This is a genomic window from Burkholderia sp. 22PA0106, assembly GCF_047497155.1.
GTDB lineage: Bacteria > Pseudomonadota > Gammaproteobacteria > Burkholderiales > Burkholderiaceae > Burkholderia.
Genome location: NZ_CP163163.1, coordinates 2,123,329 through 2,146,710, shown reverse-complemented (window position 1 = coordinate 2,146,710; position 23,382 = coordinate 2,123,329). Strand labels below are relative to the sequence as shown.

At 68.5% G+C, this 23,382-nt stretch carries 17 protein-coding genes and 1 pseudogene; 11 read left to right on the top strand and 7 right to left on the bottom strand.

Annotation, left to right across the window (positions count from 1 at the left end; translation table 11 throughout):
• The first annotated feature begins 151 nt into the window (after nt 1-151).
• The 3 genes and pseudogenes from purL (at nt 152) to AB4850_RS24225 (ending at nt 8,174) form a co-directional block, all read left to right on the top strand.
• Nucleotides 152-4,222 carry a phosphoribosylformylglycinamidine synthase gene (purL, locus tag AB4850_RS24235; protein WP_414445598.1) on the top strand — a complete coding sequence of 1,357 codons (4,071 nt, stop codon included), beginning with the start codon at nt 152-154 and terminating at the stop codon, nt 4,220-4,222.
• A 318-nt stretch (nt 4,223-4,540) separates the two neighbouring features.
• Nucleotides 4,541-6,400, top strand: coding sequence for a dihydroxy-acid dehydratase (gene ilvD, locus AB4850_RS24230; RefSeq protein ID WP_414445510.1), 1,860 nt, complete (start codon nt 4,541-4,543; stop codon nt 6,398-6,400).
• A gap of 231 nt (nt 6,401-6,631) precedes the next feature.
• Nucleotides 6,632-8,174 (top strand): annotated as a pseudogene (locus AB4850_RS24225) (methyl-accepting chemotaxis protein).
• A gap of 170 nt (nt 8,175-8,344) precedes the next feature.
• On the opposite strand, the gene AB4850_RS24220 reads toward AB4850_RS24225, so the two are convergent.
• The 5 genes from AB4850_RS24220 to AB4850_RS24200 form a co-directional block, all read right to left on the bottom strand.
• A complete protein-coding gene (locus AB4850_RS24220; protein WP_414445509.1) occupies nt 8,345-9,124 on the bottom strand; it encodes a peptidylprolyl isomerase in 780 nt (259 codons plus the stop codon).
• Nucleotides 9,125-9,146: 22 nt separating this feature from the next.
• Entirely contained in the window at nt 9,147-9,455 is a 309-nt protein-coding gene (locus tag AB4850_RS24215) for a BolA family protein (RefSeq protein ID WP_414445508.1), read from the bottom strand.
• Between the two features lie 2 nt (nt 9,456-9,457).
• Nucleotides 9,458-9,991 (bottom strand): septation protein A, encoded by a 534-nt coding sequence (locus AB4850_RS24210; protein WP_414445507.1) that lies wholly within the window; start codon nt 9,989-9,991, stop codon nt 9,458-9,460.
• Nucleotides 9,992-10,149: 158 nt separating this feature from the next.
• Nucleotides 10,150-10,578, bottom strand: coding sequence for a peptide-methionine (R)-S-oxide reductase MsrB (gene msrB / locus AB4850_RS24205; protein ID WP_414445506.1), 429 nt, complete (start codon nt 10,576-10,578; stop codon nt 10,150-10,152).
• Nucleotides 10,579-10,615: 37 nt separating this feature from the next.
• Complete coding sequence (locus AB4850_RS24200) at nt 10,616-12,181, bottom strand: protein adenylyltransferase SelO (RefSeq protein ID WP_414445505.1); 1,566 nt, start codon at nt 12,179-12,181, stop codon at nt 10,616-10,618.
• A 105-nt stretch (nt 12,182-12,286) separates the two neighbouring features.
• Between AB4850_RS24200 and AB4850_RS24195 the strand changes: the two genes are divergently transcribed.
• From AB4850_RS24195 to AB4850_RS24160, 8 genes are all read left to right on the top strand, one after another.
• A complete protein-coding gene (locus AB4850_RS24195; protein ID WP_414445504.1) occupies nt 12,287-13,987 on the top strand; it encodes a 3-(methylthio)propionyl-CoA ligase in 1,701 nt (566 codons plus the stop codon).
• A gap of 251 nt (nt 13,988-14,238) precedes the next feature.
• Nucleotides 14,239-16,323 (top strand): 3-hydroxyacyl-CoA dehydrogenase NAD-binding domain-containing protein, encoded by a 2,085-nt coding sequence (locus AB4850_RS24190; protein WP_414445503.1) that lies wholly within the window; start codon nt 14,239-14,241, stop codon nt 16,321-16,323.
• Between the two features lie 11 nt (nt 16,324-16,334).
• Complete coding sequence (gene pncA, locus AB4850_RS24185; protein WP_414445502.1) at nt 16,335-16,961, top strand: bifunctional nicotinamidase/pyrazinamidase; 627 nt, start codon at nt 16,335-16,337, stop codon at nt 16,959-16,961.
• A 76-nt stretch (nt 16,962-17,037) separates the two neighbouring features.
• On the top strand, nt 17,038-18,216 hold the full coding sequence (locus tag AB4850_RS24180; protein WP_414445501.1) for an acetyl-CoA C-acyltransferase: 1,179 nt from the start codon (nt 17,038-17,040) through the stop codon (nt 18,214-18,216).
• 154 nt (nt 18,217-18,370) lie between these two features.
• Nucleotides 18,371-18,688: a Dabb family protein gene (locus AB4850_RS24175; RefSeq protein WP_414445500.1), complete on the top strand. Its 318-nt coding sequence runs from the start codon at nt 18,371-18,373 to the stop codon at nt 18,686-18,688.
• 5 nt (nt 18,689-18,693) lie between these two features.
• Nucleotides 18,694-19,176: a PaaI family thioesterase gene (locus tag AB4850_RS24170; RefSeq protein WP_414445499.1), complete on the top strand. Its 483-nt coding sequence runs from the start codon at nt 18,694-18,696 to the stop codon at nt 19,174-19,176.
• A gap of 140 nt (nt 19,177-19,316) precedes the next feature.
• The gene (locus AB4850_RS24165) at nt 19,317-20,315 is read left to right on the top strand and encodes an NADP-dependent oxidoreductase (protein ID WP_414445498.1); all 999 of its coding nucleotides are present in this window, start codon (nt 19,317-19,319) and stop codon (nt 20,313-20,315) included.
• A gap of 80 nt (nt 20,316-20,395) precedes the next feature.
• On the top strand, nt 20,396-21,355 hold the full coding sequence (locus tag AB4850_RS24160) for an alpha/beta hydrolase (RefSeq protein WP_414445497.1): 960 nt from the start codon (nt 20,396-20,398) through the stop codon (nt 21,353-21,355).
• Between the two features lie 37 nt (nt 21,356-21,392).
• Here AB4850_RS24160 and AB4850_RS24155 read toward each other — a convergent pair whose 3' ends face one another.
• Both AB4850_RS24155 and AB4850_RS24150 read right to left on the bottom strand, forming a co-directional pair.
• Nucleotides 21,393-22,241 carry an NRDE family protein gene (locus AB4850_RS24155; protein WP_414445496.1) on the bottom strand — a complete coding sequence of 283 codons (849 nt, stop codon included), beginning with the start codon at nt 22,239-22,241 and terminating at the stop codon, nt 21,393-21,395.
• Nucleotides 22,242-22,329: 88 nt separating this feature from the next.
• Complete coding sequence (locus AB4850_RS24150; RefSeq protein WP_414445495.1) at nt 22,330-23,370, bottom strand: YgfZ/GcvT domain-containing protein; 1,041 nt, start codon at nt 23,368-23,370, stop codon at nt 22,330-22,332.
• Nucleotides 23,371-23,382: the final 12 nt, after the last annotated feature.

Sequence of the window (23,382 nt, the reverse complement as noted above, 5' to 3'; positions counted from 1 at the left end):
CGCGCCGTGGCGGATTGGACACGATCCGCCGCTTCCCCTGCCCGGCATGGCTCGCAAGCACCTTGGGCGGACCCACTTCCGGGTATAATTACGGCCTTCCTTTCGCCCCAATGTCGCCGCTTTGCGCGACTCATCGATGTCCGTCCAGCCCATGGCCCACTTCTCGTGTTTCCCCGGCGCCGCCGCCCTGTCCGATTTCCGCCAAGCTCGCCTGCTCGACACGCTCAAGCAGATCGACGGCGATATCGTCGCCATTCGCGGCCAGTACCTGCATTTCGTCAACGCGTCCGACGCGCTCGCCGCCGATGAAGCGGCCCGCATCGATGCGCTGATGCACTACGGCGCGCCGTTCGAGGCGGCAGCCGAGAAGGGCGCCACCGAAACCTTCATCGTGCTGCCGCGTCTGGGCACCGTGTCGCCGTGGGCCAGCAAGGCAACCGACATCGCGTTGCACTGCGGCCTCGCCAAGGTGCGCCGCATCGAACGCGGCGTCGAATTCAGCGTGACGCTGAAGGCCGGCCTGCTCGGCATGGGCGGCAAGAAGGCGCTGTCGCCGGAGGTGCGCGCCGCCGTGGCCGCCGCGCTGCACGACCGCATGACCGAAACCGTGGTGGCCGCGCGCGACGACGCGCATCACCTGTTCGCCGAGCTGCCGGCCAAGGCGCTGGGCCGCGTCGACGTGCTGGGCCAGGGCCGCGCCGCGCTGGAAGCGGCCAACGCCGAGCTGGGCCTCGCGCTGGCCGACGACGAAATCGTCTATCTGGTCGATGCGTTCACCAAGCTCGAGCGCAACCCTACCGACGTCGAACTGATGATGTTCGCGCAGGCCAACAGCGAGCACTGCCGCCACAAGATCTTCAACGCCGACTGGACGATCGACGGCGCCAAGCAGGACATGTCGCTGTTCGCGATGATCCGCAACACCGAGAAGATCAGCCCGCAAGGCACGATCGTCGCCTATTCGGACAACTCGTCGATCATGCGCGGCGCGCAGGCCGAGCGCTGGTTCCCGCGCGGCGCGAGCGTCGCCGGCCAACCGGCCGAGCAGTACGGCCGCCACAGCGAGTTGACCCACACGCTGATGAAGGTCGAGACCCACAACCACCCGACCGCGATCTCGCCGTTCGCCGGCGCCGCGACGGGCGCGGGCGGCGAAATCCGCGACGAAGGCGCGACCGGCCGCGGCGCGCGGCCGAAGGCCGGCCTGGCCGGCTTCACCGTGTCGAACCTCGATCTGCCCGAGGCGCGCGAAGCCTGGGAAAACGCCCGCGACGCCGCCCAGCCGGTGGCCGAGCGCAACCCGGCCGATGCGCACGCGCCGTACGGCCGCCCGGATCGCATCGCTTCGCCGCTGCAGATCATGATCGACGGCCCGCTCGGCGGCGCCGCGTTCAACAACGAATTCGGCCGCCCGAACCTCGGCGGCTACTTCCGCGTGTACGAACAGAACGTCGGCGGCACCGTGCGCGGCTATCACAAGCCGATCATGATCGCCGGCGGCATCGGCAACATCTCCGATGGCCACACCCACAAGCACGACCTGCCGGCCGGCACGCTGCTGATCCAGATCGGCGGCCCCGGCATGCGGATCGGCATGGGCGGCGGCGCGGCCAGCTCGATGGCTACCGGCGCGAACACGGCCGAACTCGATTTCGATTCCGTGCAGCGCGGCAATCCGGAAATCGAACGCCGTGCGCAGGAAGTCATCAACGGCTGCTGGCAGCTCGGCGACACCAACCCGATCCTGTCGATCCACGACGTCGGCGCGGGCGGCCTGTCGAACGCGTTCCCCGAACTGGTCGATGGCGCCGACAAGGGCGCGCGCTTCGAACTGCGCAAGATCCAGCTCGAGGAAAGCGGCCTGTCGCCGCGTGAAATCTGGTCGAACGAATCGCAGGAGCGTTACGTCCTGGCGATCGCGCCGGCCGATCTGCCGCGCTTCGAGGCGATCTGCGTGCGCGAGCGCTGCCCGTTCGCCGTGATCGGCGTGGCCACCGACGCCCGCGAGCTGAAGCTCGTCGACGACGCCATCAGCGGCGCCGACAGCGCGCCGGTCGACATGCCGATGGACGTGCTGCTCGGCAAGCCGCCGAAGATGCACCGCGACGTCGCTCGCGTGAGCGTCGAGCGCGCGCCGGTCGACGTGACGGGCCTGTCGCTGGCCACGGCCGCGGTCGACGTGCTGAAGCACCCGACGGTCGGCAGCAAGTCGTTCCTGATCACGATCGGCGACCGTTCGGTCGGCGGGACCACCGTGCGCGACCAGATGGTCGGCCCGTGGCAGGTGCCGGTGGCCGACTGCGCTGTCACCGCGCTCGATTACGCCGGCTTCGGCGGCGAGGCGATGACGATGGCCGAGCGCACGCCGCTGGCCGTGATCGATGCGCCGGCCTCCGGCCGCATGGCGGTGGGCGAGGCGATCACCAACATCGCGTCGGCGCCGATCGCGTCGCTCGACAAGCTCAAGCTGTCGGCCAACTGGATGGCCTCGTGCGGCACCGCCGGCGAAGACGCCGCGCTCTACGACACGGTCAAGGCGATCGGCATGGAGCTGTGCCCGGCACTCGGCATCGGCATTCCGGTCGGCAAGGATTCGCTGTCGATGAAGACCAAGTGGAACGATGAAGGCGTGGCGAAGGAAGTCGTCTCGCCGGTGTCGCTGATCATCTCGGCGTTCGCGCCCGTGGAAGACGTGCGCCGCCACCTGACGCCGCAACTGCGCCGCGTGGCCGATGCCGGCGACAGCGTGCTGATCGCGATCGACCTCGGCCGCGGCAAGAACCGCATGGGCGGCAGTATCCTGGCCCAGGTCACGCAACAGGTGGGCGACGCCACGCCGGACGTGGACGACCCCGAGGATCTCAAGCGCTTCTTCAATGCGATCCAGTCGCTGAACGCCGACGGCAAGCTGCTGGCCTACCACGATCGTTCGGACGGCGGCCTGTGGGCGACCGTCTGCGAAATGGCGTTCGCGGGTCATGCCGGCGTGTCGCTGAACGTCGACATGCTGACGCTCGATCCGAACCACGAATCCGATTTCGGCGACGCCAAGGATTGGGCGAAGCAGACCAGCGGCCGCCGCGAGGATCGCACGATCCGCGCGCTGTTCAGCGAGGAGCTGGGCGCCGTGGTGCAGGTGCGCGCCGCCGACCGCGACGCCGTGCTGGCCTCGCTGCGCGAACACGGCCTGTCCGCTTGCTCGCACGTGATCGGCACGGTCAACGAGCGCGACACGGTGGAAGTGTTCCGCGACGCCAAGAAGATCTACGAAGCGCCGCGCGCCGAACTGCAACGCGCCTGGACCGAAGTGAGCTGGCGCATCGCGCGCCTGCGCGACAACCCGGCCTGCGCCGACGGCGAGTACGACACGCTGCTCGACGTCGCCGATCCAGGCATGCAGCCGGTGCTGACGTTCGATGCCGCCGACGACGTGGCCGCGCCGTTCATCGCCACCGGCGCGCGCCCGCGCGTCGCGATCCTGCGCGAGCAGGGCGTGAACTCGCACCTCGAAACGGCCTACGCGTTCGACCGCGCCGGCTTCGACGCGCACGACGTTCACATGAGCGACCTGCTGGCCGGCCGCGCCAACCTGGCCGACTTTGCCGGCGCGGTGGCGTGCGGCGGCTTCTCGTACGGCGACGTGCTGGGTGCCGGCGAAGGCTGGGCCAAGACGATCCGCTTCAACGAAGGCCTGGCCGAGATGTTCACGACGTTCTTCGCGCGTCAGGACACGTTCGCGCTCGGCATCTGCAACGGCTGCCAGATGCTGTCGAGCATCGCGTCGATGATCCCCGGCGCCGAAGCCTGGCCGAAGTTCACGCGCAACAAGTCCGAGCAGTTCGAGGCGCGCTTCTCGCTGGTGGAAGTGCAGCCGTCGCCGTCGATCTTCTTCGCCGGCATGGAAGGCTCGCGCATCCCGGTGGCCGTCGCGCACGGCGAAGGCTTCGCCGATTTCTCGCAGCAGGGCGACGCGAGCCGCGTGGCCGTGGCGATGCGCTTCGTCGATCACCGTGGCCAGGCCACCGAGCGTTACCCGTTCAACCCGAACGGCTCGCCGGCCGGCATCACGTCGGTCACCACGGCCGACGGCCGCTTCACCGTGCTGATGCCGCACACGGAGCGCGTGCACCGCACCGTGCAGATGAGCTGGTCGCCGGAAGGTTGGGGCGAGGCCAGCCCGTGGATGCGCGTGTTCCGCAACGCGCGCCGCTGGCTCGGTTGAGTTCCGGCGCGCGGCGCAGGGTGGGGCGGCTCCTGGCGAGCCGGCCGCCCGCGCCGCGCGCCATGCAGTGGGTTGGATCGAATTCGGCGCGTCGGACGATCGCGCCGGCGCCTTCCGGCAGCGCGATCGCCGCCTGAAAGCGCACCGCCGTATCGCGCGCAAGCCTGCGCACGGTGCGGCATAATCGTCCAGGTTTGCATCGGCGGGCGCTCAAAAGGCGCCTGTTGTGGTGCGCAGCGGTGCGTCGCGGCGAGCCCAAAGGCCTCATTCGCCACGACCCCCGTTTTCCCGGTCACTTTCTGTTTCGCTACCACAACAATGCCCGCATACCGTTCCAAAACATCCACCGCCGGCCGCAACATGGCAGGCGCGCGCTCGCTCTGGCGCGCCACCGGCATGAAGGACGAAGATTTCTCGAAGCCGATCATCGCGGTCGTCAATTCGTTCACGCAATTCGTGCCCGGCCACGTCCACCTGAAGGACCTCGGCCAACTGGTCGCGCGTGAAATCGAAGCCGCCGGCGGCGTCGCCAAGGAATTCAACACCATCGCCGTCGACGACGGCATCGCGATGGGCCACGACGGCATGCTGTATTCGCTGCCGAGCCGCGAGATCATTGCCGACTCGGTCGAGTACATGGTCAACGCGCACTGCGCCGACGCGATGGTCTGCATCTCGAACTGCGACAAGATCACCCCCGGCATGCTGATGGCCGCGATGCGCCTGAACATTCCGGTGATCTTCGTGTCGGGCGGCCCGATGGAAGCCGGCAAGGCCAAGCTGGCCGTGCCCGGCACCAACACCATCCAGATCAAGAAGCTCGACCTGATCGACGCCATGGTGATGGCCGCCGACAGCAAGGTCAGCGACGAGGACGTGGCCGAAGTCGAACGCTCGGCCTGCCCGACCTGCGGTTCGTGCTCGGGCATGTTCACGGCCAACTCGATGAACTGCCTGACCGAGGCGCTGGGCCTGTCGCTGCCGGGCAACGGCACGGTGGTCGCCACGCACGCAGATCGCGAACAACTGTTCAAGCGCGCCGGCAGCCGCATCGTCGAACTGGCCCGCCAGTACTACGAGCAGGAAGACGAGAACGTGCTGCCGCGCTCGGTCGGCTTCAAGGCGTTCGAGAACGCCATGACGCTCGACATCGCGATGGGCGGTTCGACCAACACGATTCTTCACGTGCTGGCGATCGCGCAGGAAGCCGAGATCGATTTCTCGATGGCCGACATCGATCGCCTGTCGCGCGTCGTGCCGCAGCTGTGCAAGGTCGCGCCGAACACCAACAAGTACCACATCGAAGACGTGCATCGCGCCGGCGGCATCATGGCGATCCTCGGCGAGCTCGAACGCGCCGGCAAGCTGCACACCGACGTGCCGACCGTGCACGCTCCGACCCTCGGCGCGGCCCTCAAGCAGTGGGATATCGTGTTGACCGACGACGCGGCCGTGAAGAAGTTCTACATGGCCGGCCCGGGCGGGATTCCCACCCAGGTGGCGTTCAGCCAGGACGCGCGCTGGCCGAGCCTCGATCTCGACCGCGCCGAAGGCTGCATCCGCTCGTACGAGCACGCGTTCAGCAAGGAAGGCGGCCTGGCCGTGCTGACCGGCAATATCGCGCTGAACGGCTGCGTCGTGAAGACGGCCGGCGTGGACGAATCGATCCTGGTGTTCGAAGGCCCGGCGCATGTGGTCGAGTCGCAGGACGAAGCGGTCGAGAACATCCTTGCCGACCAGGTCAAGGCCGGCGACGTGGTGGTGGTGCGCTACGAAGGCCCGAAGGGCGGCCCGGGCATGCAGGAAATGCTCTACCCGACCAGCTACATCAAGTCGAAGGGCCTGGGCAAGGCGTGCGCGCTGCTGACCGACGGCCGGTTCTCGGGCGGCACGTCGGGCCTGTCGATCGGTCACTGCTCGCCGGAAGCGGCGGCGGGTGGCGCGATCGGCCTGGTGCGCAACGGCGACCGCATTCGCATCGACATCCCGAACCGCACGATCGACGTGCTGGTCAGCGATGAAGAACTGGCGAAGCGTCGCGCCGAGCAGGACGCGAAGGGCTGGAAGCCGGCGCTGCCGCGTCCGCGCAAGGTGTCGGCGGCGCTGAAGGCGTACGCGAAGCTGGTGATGTCGGCGGACAAGGGCGCGGTGCGGGATCTGTCGCAGCTCGAGGATTGAGCATCGCCTGCCGATTGCGTCGCCGCAGTTGAGAAACGCCACCCTCCGGGTGGCGTTTTGCTTTGAAGTCAGGCCCCAAGCTTTCGGCGACATGAACGAGTCATGTCGCATCAGTAAGGTATTGATTTGTCAGAGTTATGCCTCGGTTTTCGTCCCTTCAAAGCGGCGGTTTCAGGCCGTTAACAGAGGCTTCGCATGCTCCATGCGACAGTACCTTTCAAAAGATCCTCGATGAAGCTCAGCCGTAAGATTCCCCTCGCGTTTTCCCTTTCTCTGACGTTGATGGCCGCCGGCGCCTTTTACGGTATCCACACGCTCAACGACGCCATCGACACCTATCGCACCAGCGTGCAGGACGCCGCCGCGAACGAGCGCATGGTGTCCGCGACGCTCGTGGAGTTCAAGCTTCAGGTGCAGGAGTGGAAAGACACGCTGTTGCGCGGCAAGGACCCGGACAAGCTCGACCGCTACTGGAGCGCGTTCCGGAAACGCGAAGCCGCCGTTGCCGATTCGGCGGCCGGGCTCGAGGCGAAGTTGCCCGAGGGCGCGGCGCGCACGCTCGTCACGCAGTTCGCGGCAGCGCATGCCGAGATGGGCAAGGGCTACCGGAAGGGCTTCGAGGCGTTCAAGGCGGCCGGCGAAGATCCGGCCGCAGGCGACGCGGTGGTGGCCGGCGTGGATCGCGCGCCGTCGACGCTGCTCGACCAGGCCGCGCAATTGATCGCCGCCGACAACGCCCGTATCGCGGCCGACGCGGCCACCGAAGCGCAGCGCGCGACTGTCGTCAGCGCTGGTGATCGCAGCGCTCGTGTTCGTGTTGGGGCTGGCGGGCGGGATCGTGTTCGGCCGGGCCGTGACGCGGCCGCTGCATCGCGCCGTGGCGTTCGCGCGCGACGTGGCGGATGGCGACCTGTCGACGGACCTGCACGCGCACGGCGACGACGAAACGGCCGAGCTGCTGGCCGCGCTCGCGCAGATGCAGGCCAGCCTCGCACGCGTGGTCAGCGACGTGCGCCACAACGCCGTCGGCGTGGCTGCCGCGAGTGCGCAGATCGCGGCCGGCAACCTGAACCTGTCGCAGCGCACCGAGGAGCAGGCCGCGTCGCTCGAACAGACGGCCGCGAGCATGGAGCAACTGACGGCGACCGTGAAGACCAGCGCCGAGAACGCGCGGCAGGCGTCCGAGTTGGCCGGTGCCGCCGCGCAGACGGCCACGCAAGGCGGCGCGGTGATGCGCGACGTGATCGGCACGATGCAGTCGATTGCGGACAGCTCGAACAAGGTGGTCGAGATCATCGGCATGATCGACGGCATCGCGTTCCAGACCAACATCCTGGCGCTGAATGCCGCGGTGGAAGCGGCGCGCGCGGGCGAGCAGGGGCGCGGTTTCGCGGTGGTGGCGGGCGAAGTACGTACGCTGGCGCAGCGTTCGGCCGGGGCGGCGCGCGAGATCAAGACGCTGATCGCGCAATCCACCGAGCGCGTGGCGGCCGGCTCGTCGCAAGTGGCCAGCGCGGGCGAGATCATCGACCGGATCATCGGTTCGGTGCAGCGCGTGACGGATATCGTCGGCGAGATTTCGGGCGCGGCCGGCGAGCAATCGACCGGGATCGGGCAGGTGAATCTGGCGGTAACGCAGCTCGACGAGGTGACGCAGCAGAATGCGGCGCTGGTGGAGCAGGCGTCGGCGGCCGCGCATGCGCTGGCGGATCAGGCGCAAGGGTTGAGGGAAGCGGTGGCGGCGTTCCGGTTGCGGGAAGCGATGGCGGTTTGAGGCAAGGCAGGCGGGCGCACTGATTTTTCGCCGGCTGGTGTGTTCGGCGTGTCGCTCACTACGCCCAGGCCGGATTCACGCTACGGTTCAACGACGCCCCATGAAAAATGCCGCCCCGAGGGCGGCATCCGGATTCACCGCGAGGCCGGCATCGCGCCGGCCATCGTGCGTTACTGAATCTTCGCTTGCGCGCGCAGCTTCTCTTCGAACGCCTGCAGCTTCTGCTGCACGATCTGCTGCGCCAGTTGCGCCTTGACCTGTTCGAACGGCGGCGGGGCGATCGCGCGGATATCGTCGACGCGGATGATGTGCCAGCCGAACTGCGTCTTGACCGGCGTATCGGTCATTTGGCCCTTCTGGAGATGCTGGGCCGCGTTGGCGAATTCCGGCACGAACGACTTCGGGTCCGCCCAATCCAGATCGCCGCCGTTCTTCGCGGAGCCCGGATCCTTCGAGAACTGCTTGGCCAGATCCTCGAAGTTCGCGCCGCCCTTGATCTTCGCGATCAGATCCTTGGCCTGCTGCTCGTTGTCGACCAGGATGTGATGCAGGTGGTATTCGCTGCCGGCCGCGCTCTTGGCCAGTTGGTCGTACTGCGCCTTGACCTCGGCGTCGCTCGGCTTGTTCTGCTTGACGAAATTCTCGATCAGCGCGCGCAGCACCACGGTCTGCTGGGCAATCGCCACTTGCTGCTTCACGTCGGGTTGGTTCGGCACGCCTTCCTTCAGCGCTTCCTGCATGAGGATTTCTCGATTGACCAGCTCCTGGCTCACCATCTTGCGCAGCTGGTCGGAATCCTGCTGACCTTGCTGGACAAGTTGCGCGACCATCGCGTCGACGCGCGCTTTCGGGATCGGCGAGCCGTTCACGACGGCAACGTTTTGAGCAAAAGCCGGTGCGGCGACAAAGGCGGCCGCCGCAACCCACAGGCGGGGAGATTTCAGGATCATCGGGAACAATTCCTAGTGAGACTTAATGTGAGGAGACGTTGAACTCATCGGGCGCGTAGGCCACGATCGCGAGCGCGTGAATGCCGCGCTGCATCGCATCAGCGAGCGCATCATACACCAGCCGATGTCGCGCCACGCGCGACTTGCCGGCGAACGCGGCAGCCACGATCGTGACCGTATAGTGCCCGCCGGCTGCGGCACCCGCGTGACCGGCGTGCTGCGCGCTGTCGTCGCTGATCTGCAGCGATTCGGGGGCGAGGGCGGCGGTGAGCCGGGCCTCGATTTGCGCGATGCGCCCGTCGGGCGTCGCGTCGAGAAATGCGTCGGACATCGTCATTCGTCTTCTTTGAGGTATTTCGCGAGCCACAGGCTCTGCAGGATGATGAACACGAACATCGCGCCGGTGGTGCCGAACAGCTTGAAGTTGACCCACTGCGACGGCGTGTAGTGATCGACCACGTAGAGGTTCGCCACGCCGAGCACGGCGAAGAACAGCCCCCACGCGATGTTGAGTTTGTCCCAGATCGGATGCGGCAGCGTCAGCTGCTTGCCCATCATCTTCTCGATCAGGTTGCGGCCGAACAGGTAGCGCGCGCCGATCAGGATCACGGCGAACAGCCAGTACAGCACGGTGGGCTTCCACTGGATGAACTTCTCGTTGTGCAGCACGAGCGTGGCGCCGCCGAACACGACGATTACGCCGAGGCTGACCCACAGCATCGTGTCGACCTTCTTGTGACGGTAGGCCGACCAGGCGACCTGCAACAGCGTCGCGACGATGGCCACGGCCGTCGCGGTGAAAATGCCCCAGACCTTGAAGGCAACGAAAAACAGGATGATCGGAAACAGATCGAACAGGAATTTCATGGTGATCGGGGCTGGGTGACGCGCCGGGCGCCGGATGGCCGGGCTGCGCCACCGTTATGGGGCTTCGCCGCACCGGGCCATCGCGATGGCGGCCCGTGCGGCGGGTTTCGCCGGCAGGCAAACGTAACGCGCCGCGGAAGGCGGCGTGCTGCGTTGCATCAATTGCCGGCGTCAGGCTCGAAGTTTAACGCAGCCGAATTGATGCAGTAGCGCAGGCCGGTCTTGTCGCGCGGGCCGTCCTCGAACACGTGGCCCAGGTGCGCGCCGCAATGATTGCAACGCACCTCCACCCGGACCATGCCGTGGGTGCGGTCGGTCTTCTCCTCGATCACCTCGCCGTTGAGCGGCTTGAAGTAGCTGGGCCAGCCGCAGCCGGAATGAAACTTCGCGCCCGATTCGAACAGCGGCGTGTCGCAAACCACGCAGTGATAGATGCCGGCATCCTCGACATCGGTGTATTCGCCGGTGAACGCGCGCTCGGTGGCGGCGTGCTGCGTCACTTCGTACTGCATCGGCGTGAGGCGCTCGCGCAGGTCGGCGTCGTCCTTCTGGTACGGGTAGTCGCGGTCGTTGTGATCGTGGGACATGGTGGTGTTTCTCCAGGAGATGCGGGGCGCGGCGGCGTCAGGACGAACAGCTCACTTCGAGCGAGGTCGCCCAGTCCGGCGGCAGCGCGGCGTAGGCCTCGTGCTCGGGCTGCTCGTCGAACGGGCGGCGCAGGATCTGTGCGAGCCGTTCGACTTCGGAATAGTCCTTCTCGGCGGCGCGGCGGATCGCCGTTTCGGCGAGATGGTTGCGCAGCACGTATTTCGGATTGACGCGGTTCATCGCGGCGGCGCGCTCGGCGTCGTCGCGCGTTTCGGCGGCCAGCCGCGCGCGGTATTGCTCGGCCCAGCCGTCGAACGCGGCGCGGTCGATGAACAGGTCGCGCACCGGCGCGTCGTTCGACGCATCGTGCTTCGAGAGCTGCGCGAGGCGGCGGAACGTCAGCGTGAAATCGGCGCGGCTGCCGTTCATGATTTCGAGCAACTGGTTGGCCAGCGCAGCGTCGCCTTCCAGTTCGAGCGCGAGGCCGAGCTTGGCGCGCATCGCGCCTTCGAGCGCCGGGCCGAAGGTTTCGGGGAAGCGCGACAGCACGGCCTGCGCGTCTTCCACGGCGCGTTCGGTGCGCGGGTCGTCGTCGAGATCGGTGCGTTGCTGGCCGATCAGCGGCAGCAGCGCCTGCGCGAGGCAGAAGCAGTTCCAGTGCGAAATGCGCGGCTGCATGCGGTATGCGTAGCGGCCCTGCTGATCGGTGTGATTGCAGATGTGGTTCGCGTCGAAGCCGTCGACGAAGCCGAACGGGCCGTAGTCGAGCGTCAGGCCGAGGATCGACATGTTGTCGGTGTTCATCACGCCGTGGCAGAAGCCCACCGCCTGCCATTGCGCGACCATCGCGGCGGTGCGCTGCACCACGGCGTCGAGCAACGCGAGGTACGGATCCTCGGTATCGCGGCAGGCCGGGTAGAAGCGGTCGATGACCTGATCGGCCAGTTGCTTGAGCAGGTCGGGCCGGTCGTTCGAGAACCAATGCTCGAAATGGCCGAAGCGCACGAAGCTTTCGGCCACGCGCGTGACCACGGCGGCCGTTTCGACGGTTTCGCGGATCACGGTCTGATCCGAGCCGGTCACGGCCAGCGCGCGCGTGGTGGGGATGCCGAGGTGGTGCATCGCTTCCGAGCACAGGAACTCGCGGATCGACGAGCGCAGCACGGCGCGACCGTCGCCCATGCGCGAATACGGGGTGCGGCCCGCGCCCTTGAGCTGCAACTCGAAGCGGCGGCCGTCATGCTCGATCTCGCCCACCGTCAGCGCGCGGCCGTCGCCGAGCTGGCCGGCCCATACGCCGAACTGGTGCCCGGAATAGACGGTGGCGTACGGCATCGCCTCGGCGGGCCAGTCGCGGGTGGGGTTGCCGCTGAACAGCGCGGCGAAGCCCGGCAGGTCGCGGATCGCGGGGTCGAGGCCGAGTTCGCGCGCCACCTCGCTCGAGAAGCCCACCACGTAGGGCTCGGGCAGCGGCGCGGCGGGCAGGCGCGTCAGGAACGCGGGGCCGAGCGAGAGGAACGCGTCGTCGCGCGGGGCGGCGAGCGAGGCGGCGAGATCGGGGAGGGTGGCAGCCAAATGGGGTTCGCTTCTGGATAACGACAAGTTGAACGGCACGGCACAAGCCGATATTGTAAGTCCGCGCCGCGCGGGCCGCTTGCGGCGAGGGAGACACCTGTCGAAGTCGGATCCAACCGGGAGAGCTGGACGATGAGCATGACGCAGAACCCGCCCTTGCTGGGCCAGATGATGGACGTGCCGCTGCTGGTGTCGTCGCTGATCGCGCACGCCGCGCGGCATATGGGCGACGCCGAGATCGTTTCGCGGCGCGTCGAGGGCGATATCCACCGTTACACCTATCGCGACTGCGAGCGGCGCGCCAGGCAGTTGGCGCAGGCGTTGCTGCGGGCTGGCGTGGCGCCCGGCGAGCGGGTCGGCACGCTGGCCTGGAACGGCTATCGCCATCTGGAGGCCTATTACGGCATCAGCGGGATGGGCGCCGTCTGCCACACGATCAATCCGCGCCTGTTTCCCGAGCAACTCGTCTATATCGTCAATCACGCCGACGATCAATTTGTGCTGTTCGACATCAGCTTCGCGCCGCTCGTGGAGCGGCTCGCGCCGCTGTGCCCGAACGTGCGCGGCTGGATCGCGATGACCGACGAGGCGCATCTACCCCAAGCGTCGGTTGCGCTGCTCGCGTACGAAACGCTGCTGGCCGCCGAGGATGGCCGCTACGACTGGCCGCTGCTCGACGAGCGCCAGGCGTCCTCGCTCTGCTACACGTCGGGCACCACCGGCCATCCGAAGGGCGCGCTCTATTCGCACCGCTCGACGGTGCTGCACGCCTATGCTGCCGCGCTGCCCGACGCGATGGGGCTGTCGGCGCTCGATGCGGTGCTGCCGGTCGTGCCGATGTTCCACGTCAACGCCTGGGGCCTGCCGTACGCGGTGCCGCTGACCGGCGCCAAGCTCGTGCTGCCGGGCAAGGATCTCGACGGCAAATCGCTCTACGAACTGATGGAAAGCGAGCGCGTGACGTGCTCGGCCGGCGTGCCGACGGTCTGGCTCGGCCTGCTGAACCATTTGCGGGAAACCGGCGCACGTTTCACGACCATGGCGCGCACCGTGATCGGCGGCTCGGCTTGCCCGCCGGCCATGCTGCGCGCGTTCGAGGACGATTACGGCGTGCAGGTGATCCACGCGTGGGGCATGACGGAGATGTCGCCGCTCGGCACGCTGGCGCGGCTGACCTGGGCGCAATCGCAGCGCGACGAGGCCGCGCGCCGCCATTCGCTCGAAAAGCAAGGGCGCGTGATCTATGGCGTGGACATGCGGATCGTCGGCGACGACGGCCAGCCGCTGCCGTGGGACGGCGTGGCGTTCGGCGAATTGCAGGTGCGCGGGCCGTGGGTCATCGAGCAGTACTTCGGCGCGGACAGCGCTGCCTCGCCGCTCGTCGACGGCTGGTTCCCGACCGGCGACGTGGCGACCATCGACCCCGACGGCTTCCTGCACATCACCGACCGCAGCAAGGACGTGATCAAGTCGGGCGGCGAATGGATCAGCTCGATCGACCTGGAGAACGTGGCGGTGGCGCATCCGGCCGTGGCCGAGGCGGCCTGCATCGCCTGCGCGCATCCGAAATGGACCGAGCGGCCGTTGCTGGTGGTGGTGCCGCGCGCCGGCATGACGGTCACGCGCGACGAGCTGATCCGCTTCTACGACGGCAAGGTCGCGAAATGGTGGGTGCCCGACGACGTGGTGTTCGTCGATGCGCTGCCGCATACGGCCACCGGCAAGCTGCAGAAGCTGAAGTTGCGCGAGATGTTTCGCGATCACGTGCTGCCCGGCGTCGACGCGCTCGACTGCCCGATGGAGCCGCTGCCGGTGCGTCCGGCGCAGTCCTGAACGGGGCGGGCCGGAGGTGCGGGTGGCCGGCCGCCGCCCGGCTTTGCGTTCCCACCCTGGTTGGCGGGCCTGCTCGCGCCCGTATTCCAGGTTGCGTCCCCCGGCTTATCTCTCAATTGAACGATCGTGCTTTTCTGGGTATGCTGCTCCGGTTTGCTCGCGTGCGGCGGTGCCGCCGTGCGCGCACAATGACCGTCAACGCTGACGACGCGCCGCCGCAACGGCCCGCGTAACCGCATGGAGGCAGGCAGATGGCAGTGGATTACACGACTCGCGACGGCGTCGCCGTCCTTACGCTCAACAATCCGCCCGTCAACGGGCTCGGCTATTCGACGCGCGCCGGCCTGATGGCGGGCCTCGACCGCGCGCTGGCCGATCCGGCCGTCAAGGCGATCGTGCTGACCGGCGCGGGGCGCGCGTTCTCGGGCGGCGCCGACATCACCGAATTCAACACACCTAGGGCGCTCCAGGAGCCGAACCTGCACACCACCATTGCGGCGGTCGAGGCCAGCGCCAAGCCGGTGGTGGCCGCCGTGCACAGCGTGGTGATGGGCGGCGGGCTGGAGCTGGCGCTCGGCGCGCATTACCGGATCGCCGCGCCCGGCACCCAGGTGGCACTCCCAGAGGTCAAGATCGGCCTGCTGCCCGGCGCGGGCGGCACGCAGCGGCTGCCGCGCGCGGTGGGCCTCGAAACGGCGCTGAACATGATCGTGTCGGGCGCGCCGGTGCCGTCCGAGCAACTGGCTCAAAGCGGCCTGTTCGACGAACTGGCCGAGGGCGACCTGCTCGACGCGGCCGTGGCGCTCGCGCAGCGCGTCGGCGCGCAGCCTGGCCCGCATCCGCGCGTGCGCGACCGCACGATCGAGCATCCGAACGCGGCCGGCTTCATCCAGTTCGCGCGCAACAGCGCGAAGGCCGCCGCGCCGAACTACCCGGCGCCGCACAAGTGCATCGACGCGATCGAATCGGGCGTGCTGCACGGCTTCGATCGAGGCCTGATCGACGAGCGCGAGGGCTTCGTCGCGCTGGTGCAGACGCCCGAAAGCCGCGCGTTGCGTCACGCGTTCTTCGGCGAGCGCGCCGCGAGCAAGATCCCCGACGTGCCGGCCGACACGCCCGTGCGCGAGATCCGCCGGGTCGGCGTGATCGGCGCGGGCACGATGGGCGGCGGCATCACCATGAATTTCCTGAACGCGGGGCTGCCCGTCACGCTGCTCGAAACGCAGCAGGACGCGCTCGATCGCGGGCTGGCGACGATCCGCAAGAACTACGAGGCGCAGGTCAGGAAGGGCAAGCTCAGCGAGGCGAAGCTCGAGGCGCGCATGGCGCTGATCGCGCCGACGCTCGCCTACGACGACCTGAAGGACGTCGACCTGATCGTCGAGGCCGTGTTCGAGGAACTGGGTGTGAAGGAGCAGGTGTTCCGTCAACTCGACGCGGTGGCCAAGCCCGGCGCGATCCTGGCCTCGAACACCTCGACGCTCGACGTGAACAGGATTGCCGCGTTCACACAGCGTCCGCAGGACGTGGTCGGCCTGCACTTCTTCAGCCCGGCCAACGTCATGAAGCTGCTCGAAGTGGTGCGCGGCGCGCAAACCGCCAAGGACGTGCTGGCCACCGTCATGCAGGTCGCCAAGAAGATCCGCAAGACGGCCGTGGTGTCGGGCGTGTGTGACGGCTTCATCGGCAACCGCATGATCGAGCAGTACATCCGCCAGGCGCTGTTCATGCTGGAGGAGGGTGCGCTGCCCGCGCAGGTCGACCGCGCGATCGAGGCGTTCGGCTTCGCGATGGGGCCGTTCCGCATGAGCGACCTGGCCGGCAACGACATCGGCTGGGCGATCCGCAAGCGCCGCTACGTCGAGCAGCCCGATCTGCACTATTCGAAGATCGCCGACCGGCTGTGCGAGCAGGGCCGTTTCGGCCAGAAGACCGGCGCGGGCTGGTACGACTACCAGGCGGGCGAGCGGCGCGCCAAGCCGTCGAAGCTGGTCGACGAACTCGTGCTCGCGTATTCGAAGCAAGCCGGCGTCGAGCGCCGCGCGATCGCGGATGAAGAGATCGTCGAGCGGCTCGTGTATGCGCTCGTCAACGAGGGCGCGAAGATTCTCGAGGAAGGCATCGCCTCGAAGGCGTCCGACATCGACATGGTCTATCTGACCGGCTATGGCTTCCCGCTCTGGCGCGGCGGCCCGATGCTGTACGCCGACACGGTCGGCCTCTACAACGTCGAGCGCGCGATGCGCCGCTACGCGGCCGGCGCGAACGGCGACGCGTGGCAACCGGCGTCGTCCATTGCGGCGCTGGCCGCGAGCGGCAAGGGCTTCAACGGTTGAGGAGCGAAGCGATGATGCGAACCGACGACGTGCTGCTCGTGATCGACGTGCAGAACGATTTCATGCCGGGCGGCGCGCTGGCCGTGACCGACGGCGATGCCGTGGTGCCGGTTATCAACCGGCTCGCCCGGCGTTTCGATCAGGTGGTGATCACGCAGGATTGGCACCCGCGCGCGCACGTGTCGTTCGCGGCCAACCACCCGGGGCGCGAGCCGTTCTCGATGCTCGCGCTGCCGTACGGCGAGCAGGTGCTGTGGCCCGTGCACTGCGTGCAGGACACGCCGGGCGCGGCGCTGCATCGCGATCTCGACGTGCCGCAGGCGCGGCTCGTGATTCGCAAGGGGCTGGATGCCTCGGTCGACAGCTATTCGGCGTTCGTCGAAGCCGATCGCACGACGCCCACAGGGCTGGCCGGCTATCTGCGCGCGCTCGGCGCGAAGCGCGTGTGGTGCTGCGGCCTCGCCACCGATTACTGCGTGGCGTGGTCGGCGCTCGACGCGCGCGCGGCCGGCTTCGAGGCCGCCGTGATCGAGGACGCGTGCCGCGCCATCGACCTGAACGGCTCGCTCGAGCGCGCCTGGCGCGAACTCGACGCTGCCGGCGTGGCGCGCGTGCAGTCGGAGGCGGTGCGCGTCTGAGCGCGCTTTCACCTAGCCCGACGCCAATTCAACGCAGCGTCATCGCGCTGCAAGCCATTCCTACCCGGAGACAGGCATGACCGAAGCCGTAATCGTATCCACCGCCCGCACCGCGCTGGCCAAATCGTGGCGCGGCGCGCTCAACATGACGCACGGCGCGACGCTCGGCGGCCATGTGGTGGCCGCCGCCGTCGAACGCGCGAAGCTCGATCCCGCGCGCGTCGAGGACGTGCTGATCGGCTGCGCGAACCCCGAAGGCGCGACCGGCGCCAACATCGCGCGCCAGATCGCGCTGCGCGCCGGCTTGCCGGTGTCGGTGCCGGGCATGACCGTCAACCGCTTCTGTTCGTCGGGATTGCAAACCATCGCACTGGCCGCGCAGCGCGTGATCGCGGGCGAAGGCGAGGTGTTCGTGGCGGGCGGCGTGGAATCGATCTCGTGCGTGCAGAACGAGATGAACCACCACATGCTCCAGGAAGGCTGGCTGCGCGAGCACAAGCCCGAGATCTACTGGAACATGCTGCAGACGGCCGAGAACGTCGCCCGGCGCTACGGCATCGCCAAGGCGCGGCAGGACGAATACGGCGTGCAGTCGCAACTGCGCGCGGCGGCCGCGCGCGAGGCCGGGCGCTTCGATGCCGAGATCGTGCCGATCACGGTGCTGGCGGGCGTCGCCGACAAGGCCACCGGCCGGTTGTTCACGCGCGAGGTGACGCTGTCGGCCGACGAAGGCATCCGCGCCGACACCACGCTCGACGGCGTCGCGAAGATCCGCTCGGCTGTGCCCGGCGGCGTAATCACGGCCGGCAACGCGAGCCAGTTCTCGGACGGCGCGTCGGCCTGCGTGGTGATGGACGCCAAGCTGGCCGAGCGCGAGGGGCTGACGCCGCTCGGCATCTTCCGCGGCTTCGCCGTGGCCGGCTGCGAGCCCGACGAAATGGGCATCGGCCCGGTGTACGCGGTGCCGAAGCTGCTCAAGAAGGCGGGCCTGAAGGTTGCCGACATCGATCTGTGGGAGCTGAACGAAGCGTTCGCGGTGCAGGTGCTGTATTGCCAGGACACGCTCGGCATCCCGGCCGACCGGCTCAACGTGAACGGCGGTGCGATCGCGGTCGGCCATCCGTACGGCGTGTCGGGCGCGCGGCTGACCGGCCACGCGCTGATCGAGGGCAAGCGGCGCGGCGCGAAGTACGTGGTGGTGACGATGTGCATCGGCGGCGGGCAGGGCGCGGCCGGGCTGTTCGAGATCGCCTGAGGCGGCGAATGATTCTGACGAAAGCCTTTCCGGGCGGCGCGGGCGGTCGCATGCCGGCCGTTCGCGCCGCGCGCAAGTTTGGTAGGCTTCGGGTCTGGACGGCCGGCGCATGCCGGCTTCGGCAACCCCTCGACTCGTCAAGCAGGAAGGCACCATGATTCGTCACATCGTGATGTGGAAACTGAAGGAATCGGCAAACGGCGCCACGCGCGCCGAGAACAGCGTCACGCTCAAGCAGAAGCTCGAAGCCTGCCGTGGCATCGTGCCGGGCCTGCTCTACCTGGATGTCGGCCTCGCCACCGATGGCCTCGAAGCCACCTACGACGTGGTGCTGGTGTCCGAATTCACCGACAAGGCGTCGCTCGACGCCTATGCCGTTCACCCGGTTCACGAGGAAGTGAAGAAGTTCGTCGGCCTGGTGCGCGAATCGCGCGAGTGCATGGATTACCTCGTCGACCACGCGGCGCGGTGAGCGGCATGAGCACCACCGGCACTCCACGGCAAACGCCGCTCTCGATCGAAAGCCCGTTCGTCGACGCGCTCGGCGTGAAGCTCGTCACGGCCAAGGACGGCGCGAGCGAGATCATGCTGCCGCTGGCCGAGCAGCACATGAACACCTGGAGCATCGCGCACGGCGGCGTGACCATGACGCTGGCCGACGTAGCGCTGGCGATGGCCGCGCGCAGCCTGACCGACGACGGCGTGGGCGTGGTCACGGTGGAAATGAAGGTCAACTTCATGCAGCCGGGGCGCGGCGAGTTGCGCGCTTACGGCCGGGTGATGCACCGCTCGACCACCATGGCCTATTGCGAGGGCGAGGTGCGCGACAGCGAAGGCAACTTCGTCGCCAAGGCGGTGGGCACGTTCAAGTACATGAAACGGCTCGCGGTGGGCCGCGACATCGCCCGGCAGCGCTCGCGCACCGATCCGGGCGCGAAACCGGGGCCGAGCGACGCCTGAGCGCTCCCGCATTCCCACGGCCCCGCCCGCAACGGCGGGGCCGCTTCGTTTGGCGCGACGCCCGGCGCGTCAGACATGCTTCAAGACGCATCTACGCATCTACGCATCTACGCATCACGATCGACGATCAGGAGACAGCGATGACAGACATCAATCGGCAGGTATGGCTCGTATCCCGTCCCGACGGCGCAGCCCGCCTCGACAATTTCAAGCTGGTGGAAACGCCGCTCGCGCCGCTTGACGACGGCGAGCTGCGCGTGCGCAATCACTTCCTGTCGCTCGATCCGTACATGCGCGGCCGGATGAGCACGGCGAAATCGTATGCGGCGCCGCAGGCACTCGATACCGTGATGATCGGCGAGACGGCCGGCGAGGTGATCGAATCGCGTCATGCGGGCTTTGCCGTCGGCGATCGCGTGACCGGCATGTTCGGCTGGCAGACGCACGGCACCTCGAACGGCGCCGGGCTGCGCAAGATCGGCGCGAGCGGCGTGCCGCTGTCGGCCTATCTCGGCGTGATCGGCATGCCGGGCGTGACGGCCTGGTACGGATTGAACCGCATCATCGAGCCGAAGCGCGGCGAGACGGTGGTGGTCAGCGCGGCGAGCGGGGCGGTGGGCAGCGTGGTCGGGCAACTGGCCAAGCGCGCCGGCTGCCGCGTGATCGGCATTGCCGGCGGCGAAACCAAGTGCCGCTTCGTGGTGGAGACGCTCGGCTTCGACGCCTGCGTCGACTACAAGGCCGGGCGCATCGCCGAGGATCTGGCAGCGGCCGCGCCGGACGGCATCGATGGCTGCTTCGAGAACGTCGGCGGCCCGGGGCTCGACGCGACGCTCGCGTTGATGAACGCGTTCGGCCGGATCGCCGTATGCGGCATGATCGCGGGCTACGACGGCCAGCCCGCGCCGATCACGCAGGCCACCGCGATCCTGCGCGCACGGCTGCGCGTGCAGGGCTTCATCGTCACCGAGCAGCTCGATTCGTGGCCGCAGGCGCTGGGCGAACTCGAGGCGCTGGTGGCGAACGGCGAGCTGCATTACCGCGAGACGATCGCGCAGGGCATCGAGCGCGCGCCCGAGGCGTTTCTCGGCATGCTGAAGGGCCACAACTTCGGCAAGCAACTGGTCGCGCTGACCTGACCCGGGCGGTGTGCGCCTGCCGTGAATCGGGTTGACCCGGTTCGCAGCGCACACCGCCGCGTTCCCGACCTTTCCCGCCCATGCCGTTGAATCCTGACATCGCCCGCGTGCTCGACATGATCGAGCGCACCCGGCAACCGTCCTACGCATCGCAGACGCCGCAAGCCGTGCGCGCCGCCTATGCGCGCAGCGCGCCGATCCTCGATCTCGCGCCCGCGCCGATGGCCTCGGTGGAAGACCTGAGCGTGCCGACGCGCGACGGCGCAACGATCCGCGCGCGGCTCTATCTGCCGATCGAACCGAGCCTGGCCGAACCGCTGCCGGCGCTCGTGTATTTCCACGGTGGCGGTTTCACGATCGGCAGCGTCGACACGCACGACGCGCTATGCCGGATGTTCGCGCGCGACGCGCAGTGCGCGGTGCTGTCGGTCGATTACCGGCTCGCGCCCGAGGCGACGTTCCCGACCGCCCATGACGATGCCGACGACGCGTTCGCGTGGCTGCACCGGCACGCCGGCGAATTCGGCATCGACGCGGCGCGGCTCGCGGTGGGCGGCGACAGCGCGGGCGGCACGCTGGCCGCGGCGGTCGCGGTGCTGGCGCGCGATCGCGGCCTGCAGCCACGGCTGCAATTGCTGATCTATCCGGGGCTGACCGCCTTCCAGCAGACGGCCTCGCATGCGCGGCTCGCGCACGGCTATCTGCTGACGGCCGAAACGATTCAATGGTTTTTCTCGCAGTACGTGCCGAACCGCACCGATCGCGAGGATTGGCGCTTCGCGCCGCTCGACGGCACGCGCGGCGCGCCGTCGTTCGCGGGCCTGGCGCCGGCCTGGATCGCGGTGGCCGAATACGATCCGCTCTGCGACGAGGGCGAGGCCTATGCGGACAAGCTGCGCGCGGCCGGCAACGCCGTCGCGCTGGTGCGCTACGACGGCATGATCCACGAGTTCTTCAAGATGGGCGGCTTCGTGCCGGCGGTGCGGCAGGCGCATGCCGATGCGGCGCAGGCGTTGCGCGCGGCGTTCGAGGCCGATTAGGAGGCCTCGAACGCGAACCGCGCGCCAGCCGGGCGGGTCAGCGTGGTGCGCCGCCCAGATCGACGTCGAAGCTCGCCGCGCGCTCGAACGCACCGGGGCGCACGATGCGGTGCGAGCCGTCGTCGTCGTTGCGTTCCTTGATCTCGACCGTGAGCCGCGAACGTTCCTTCATCGTCACGCGCAGCGCGGTGGTGCCGCGTGTGCCGTATTCGGGCGTTTCGATGAAGGCGGCCGACAGCGCGCGCTCGCGGGCGAGCGGAATGCCGGTGTGCGGCAGCGCGTCGTCGTCGGCGGTGCGCGTGTCGCGCATGATGTCGATCAGCGTGTCGAGCGACGGCATGGCGTCGTCGGTCAGCAGCGTGCCCAGTTCGCTGCGCTTGCGGACCAGCTTCGGCCACGGCGTATCGAGCCGCGCGTTCGACAGGCCGTGCACGCCCGGGCCGAGCAGCAGCGGCGGGTCGAGCGGCGTATCGGGTTCGGCCGGCCGGTTGCAGTACCAGGCCAGTTCGCGGCGGCGGCAGTCGCCCACCAGCAGGTTGAAGCCGTTGTAGAGCGCGGCGGTGCCGGCAAGATGGGCGAGGTAGTCGAGCGGCGCGACGTTGCGGCCGCCGAGGAAATCGGACACCAGCTTGCCGCGCGTGGGCGCGCCGGCGCGGATGTCGAACGGGGCGCGATAGTTGGTCAGCGCGGCGAAGCGGCCATCGCGCGACACGCCGAGCCAGGTGCCGCCACCTTCGAGGTCGCGGCCGGCCAGCACGCCCGGCACATCCTCCCACCAGGCGATCGGCGCGCTCGTGCGCCGGAAAAATTCGTCACGGTTGGCGGTGAGCGTCAGCACCGGGCCATCGTCGGCCTCGGGCTGCCAGTCGAATACGATCAGGCACATCGGGTGAGTCCCTCGCTGGGATCGGGGTGCGCGGCCCGGGCAGGCGCGACGGGGCGCGCCAAGCCGCGCGCCACGATAGCACGCGCGCTCAGACTTCGGTGGGCAATGCGTAGGGCAGCGGCAGGAAGCGCAGCGCCGGGCCGTCGGCCGCGCCGAGATGGACCGAGCCGCCTTCCTGCGCGGCCAGCTTGATCTCGACCAGGGCATCGATGCCGCCCTCGGGCGACGCGGCCGCGTTGACGATCATCCCGCACGGCTGGCCCGGATCCTCGCTGTGGAACAGTTCGGTGCCGGGGCGGGCCGTGCCGGGTTCCACCTCGGCGTGCACCAGCGCCGTGCGGCGCTTGATCGTGCCGCGATACTGGCTGCGCGCGACGATTTCCTGGCCCGGATAGCAGCCCTTGCGGAAATTGACGGCGCCGATCACGTCGTAATTGACCATCTGCGGCACGAACTGCTCGACCACCGGCTGCGTGATGCGGGGCTCGGCCGCGCGAATCTCGAGCCAATCCCACACGGCCGGCGAGACGCGCGCGAGCTTGCCGTCGAGCGCGGGCGCCGCCGCGTCGAACTGCTCACGGGTGGCGATCCACAGGTAGCGCGGGCGATCGGCCGCGTCGGGCAGGCGCATCAGCGTGCCGGCCGGGCCGTCGAGCTTGGTGTGAACGCCGTCGGGCAGCGCCTCGAACAGCCCCGACAGCGCCTCGCGCACGTCGCCGGCAAAGCCGGTGGCGACCAGTTCGGCCGCGTCGCCGAGCTTGGCCTTGGCGCGCAGCACGAACATCGAGAGCCGCTTCTGCACGGCGGGCTGGATGTCTTTCGAAACGAGCAGGCGCACGCCATTGGCGCTGCGCCAGGTGGTGAACGACGCCAGCAGCCGGCCCTTCGGCGAGCAGTAGCCGGCCAGCCGCACGCTGGCCGCATCGAGGTGTTCGACATCGTTGGTGAGTTGGCTGTGCAGGAACGTCGCGGCATCGTCGCCGGCGACATCGATGATGCCGAACTGCGGCAGCGCCGCGTAGGCGCCGCCCGTGCGCACCGCCTCGAATTCGGCGGCGGCGGGACGGGGCAGGTCGGGGAGGCTGGGGGCAGCCGCGGCGGGCGCCCCGTTCGTGATCGGTAGGTTCATGGAACTGGGGAG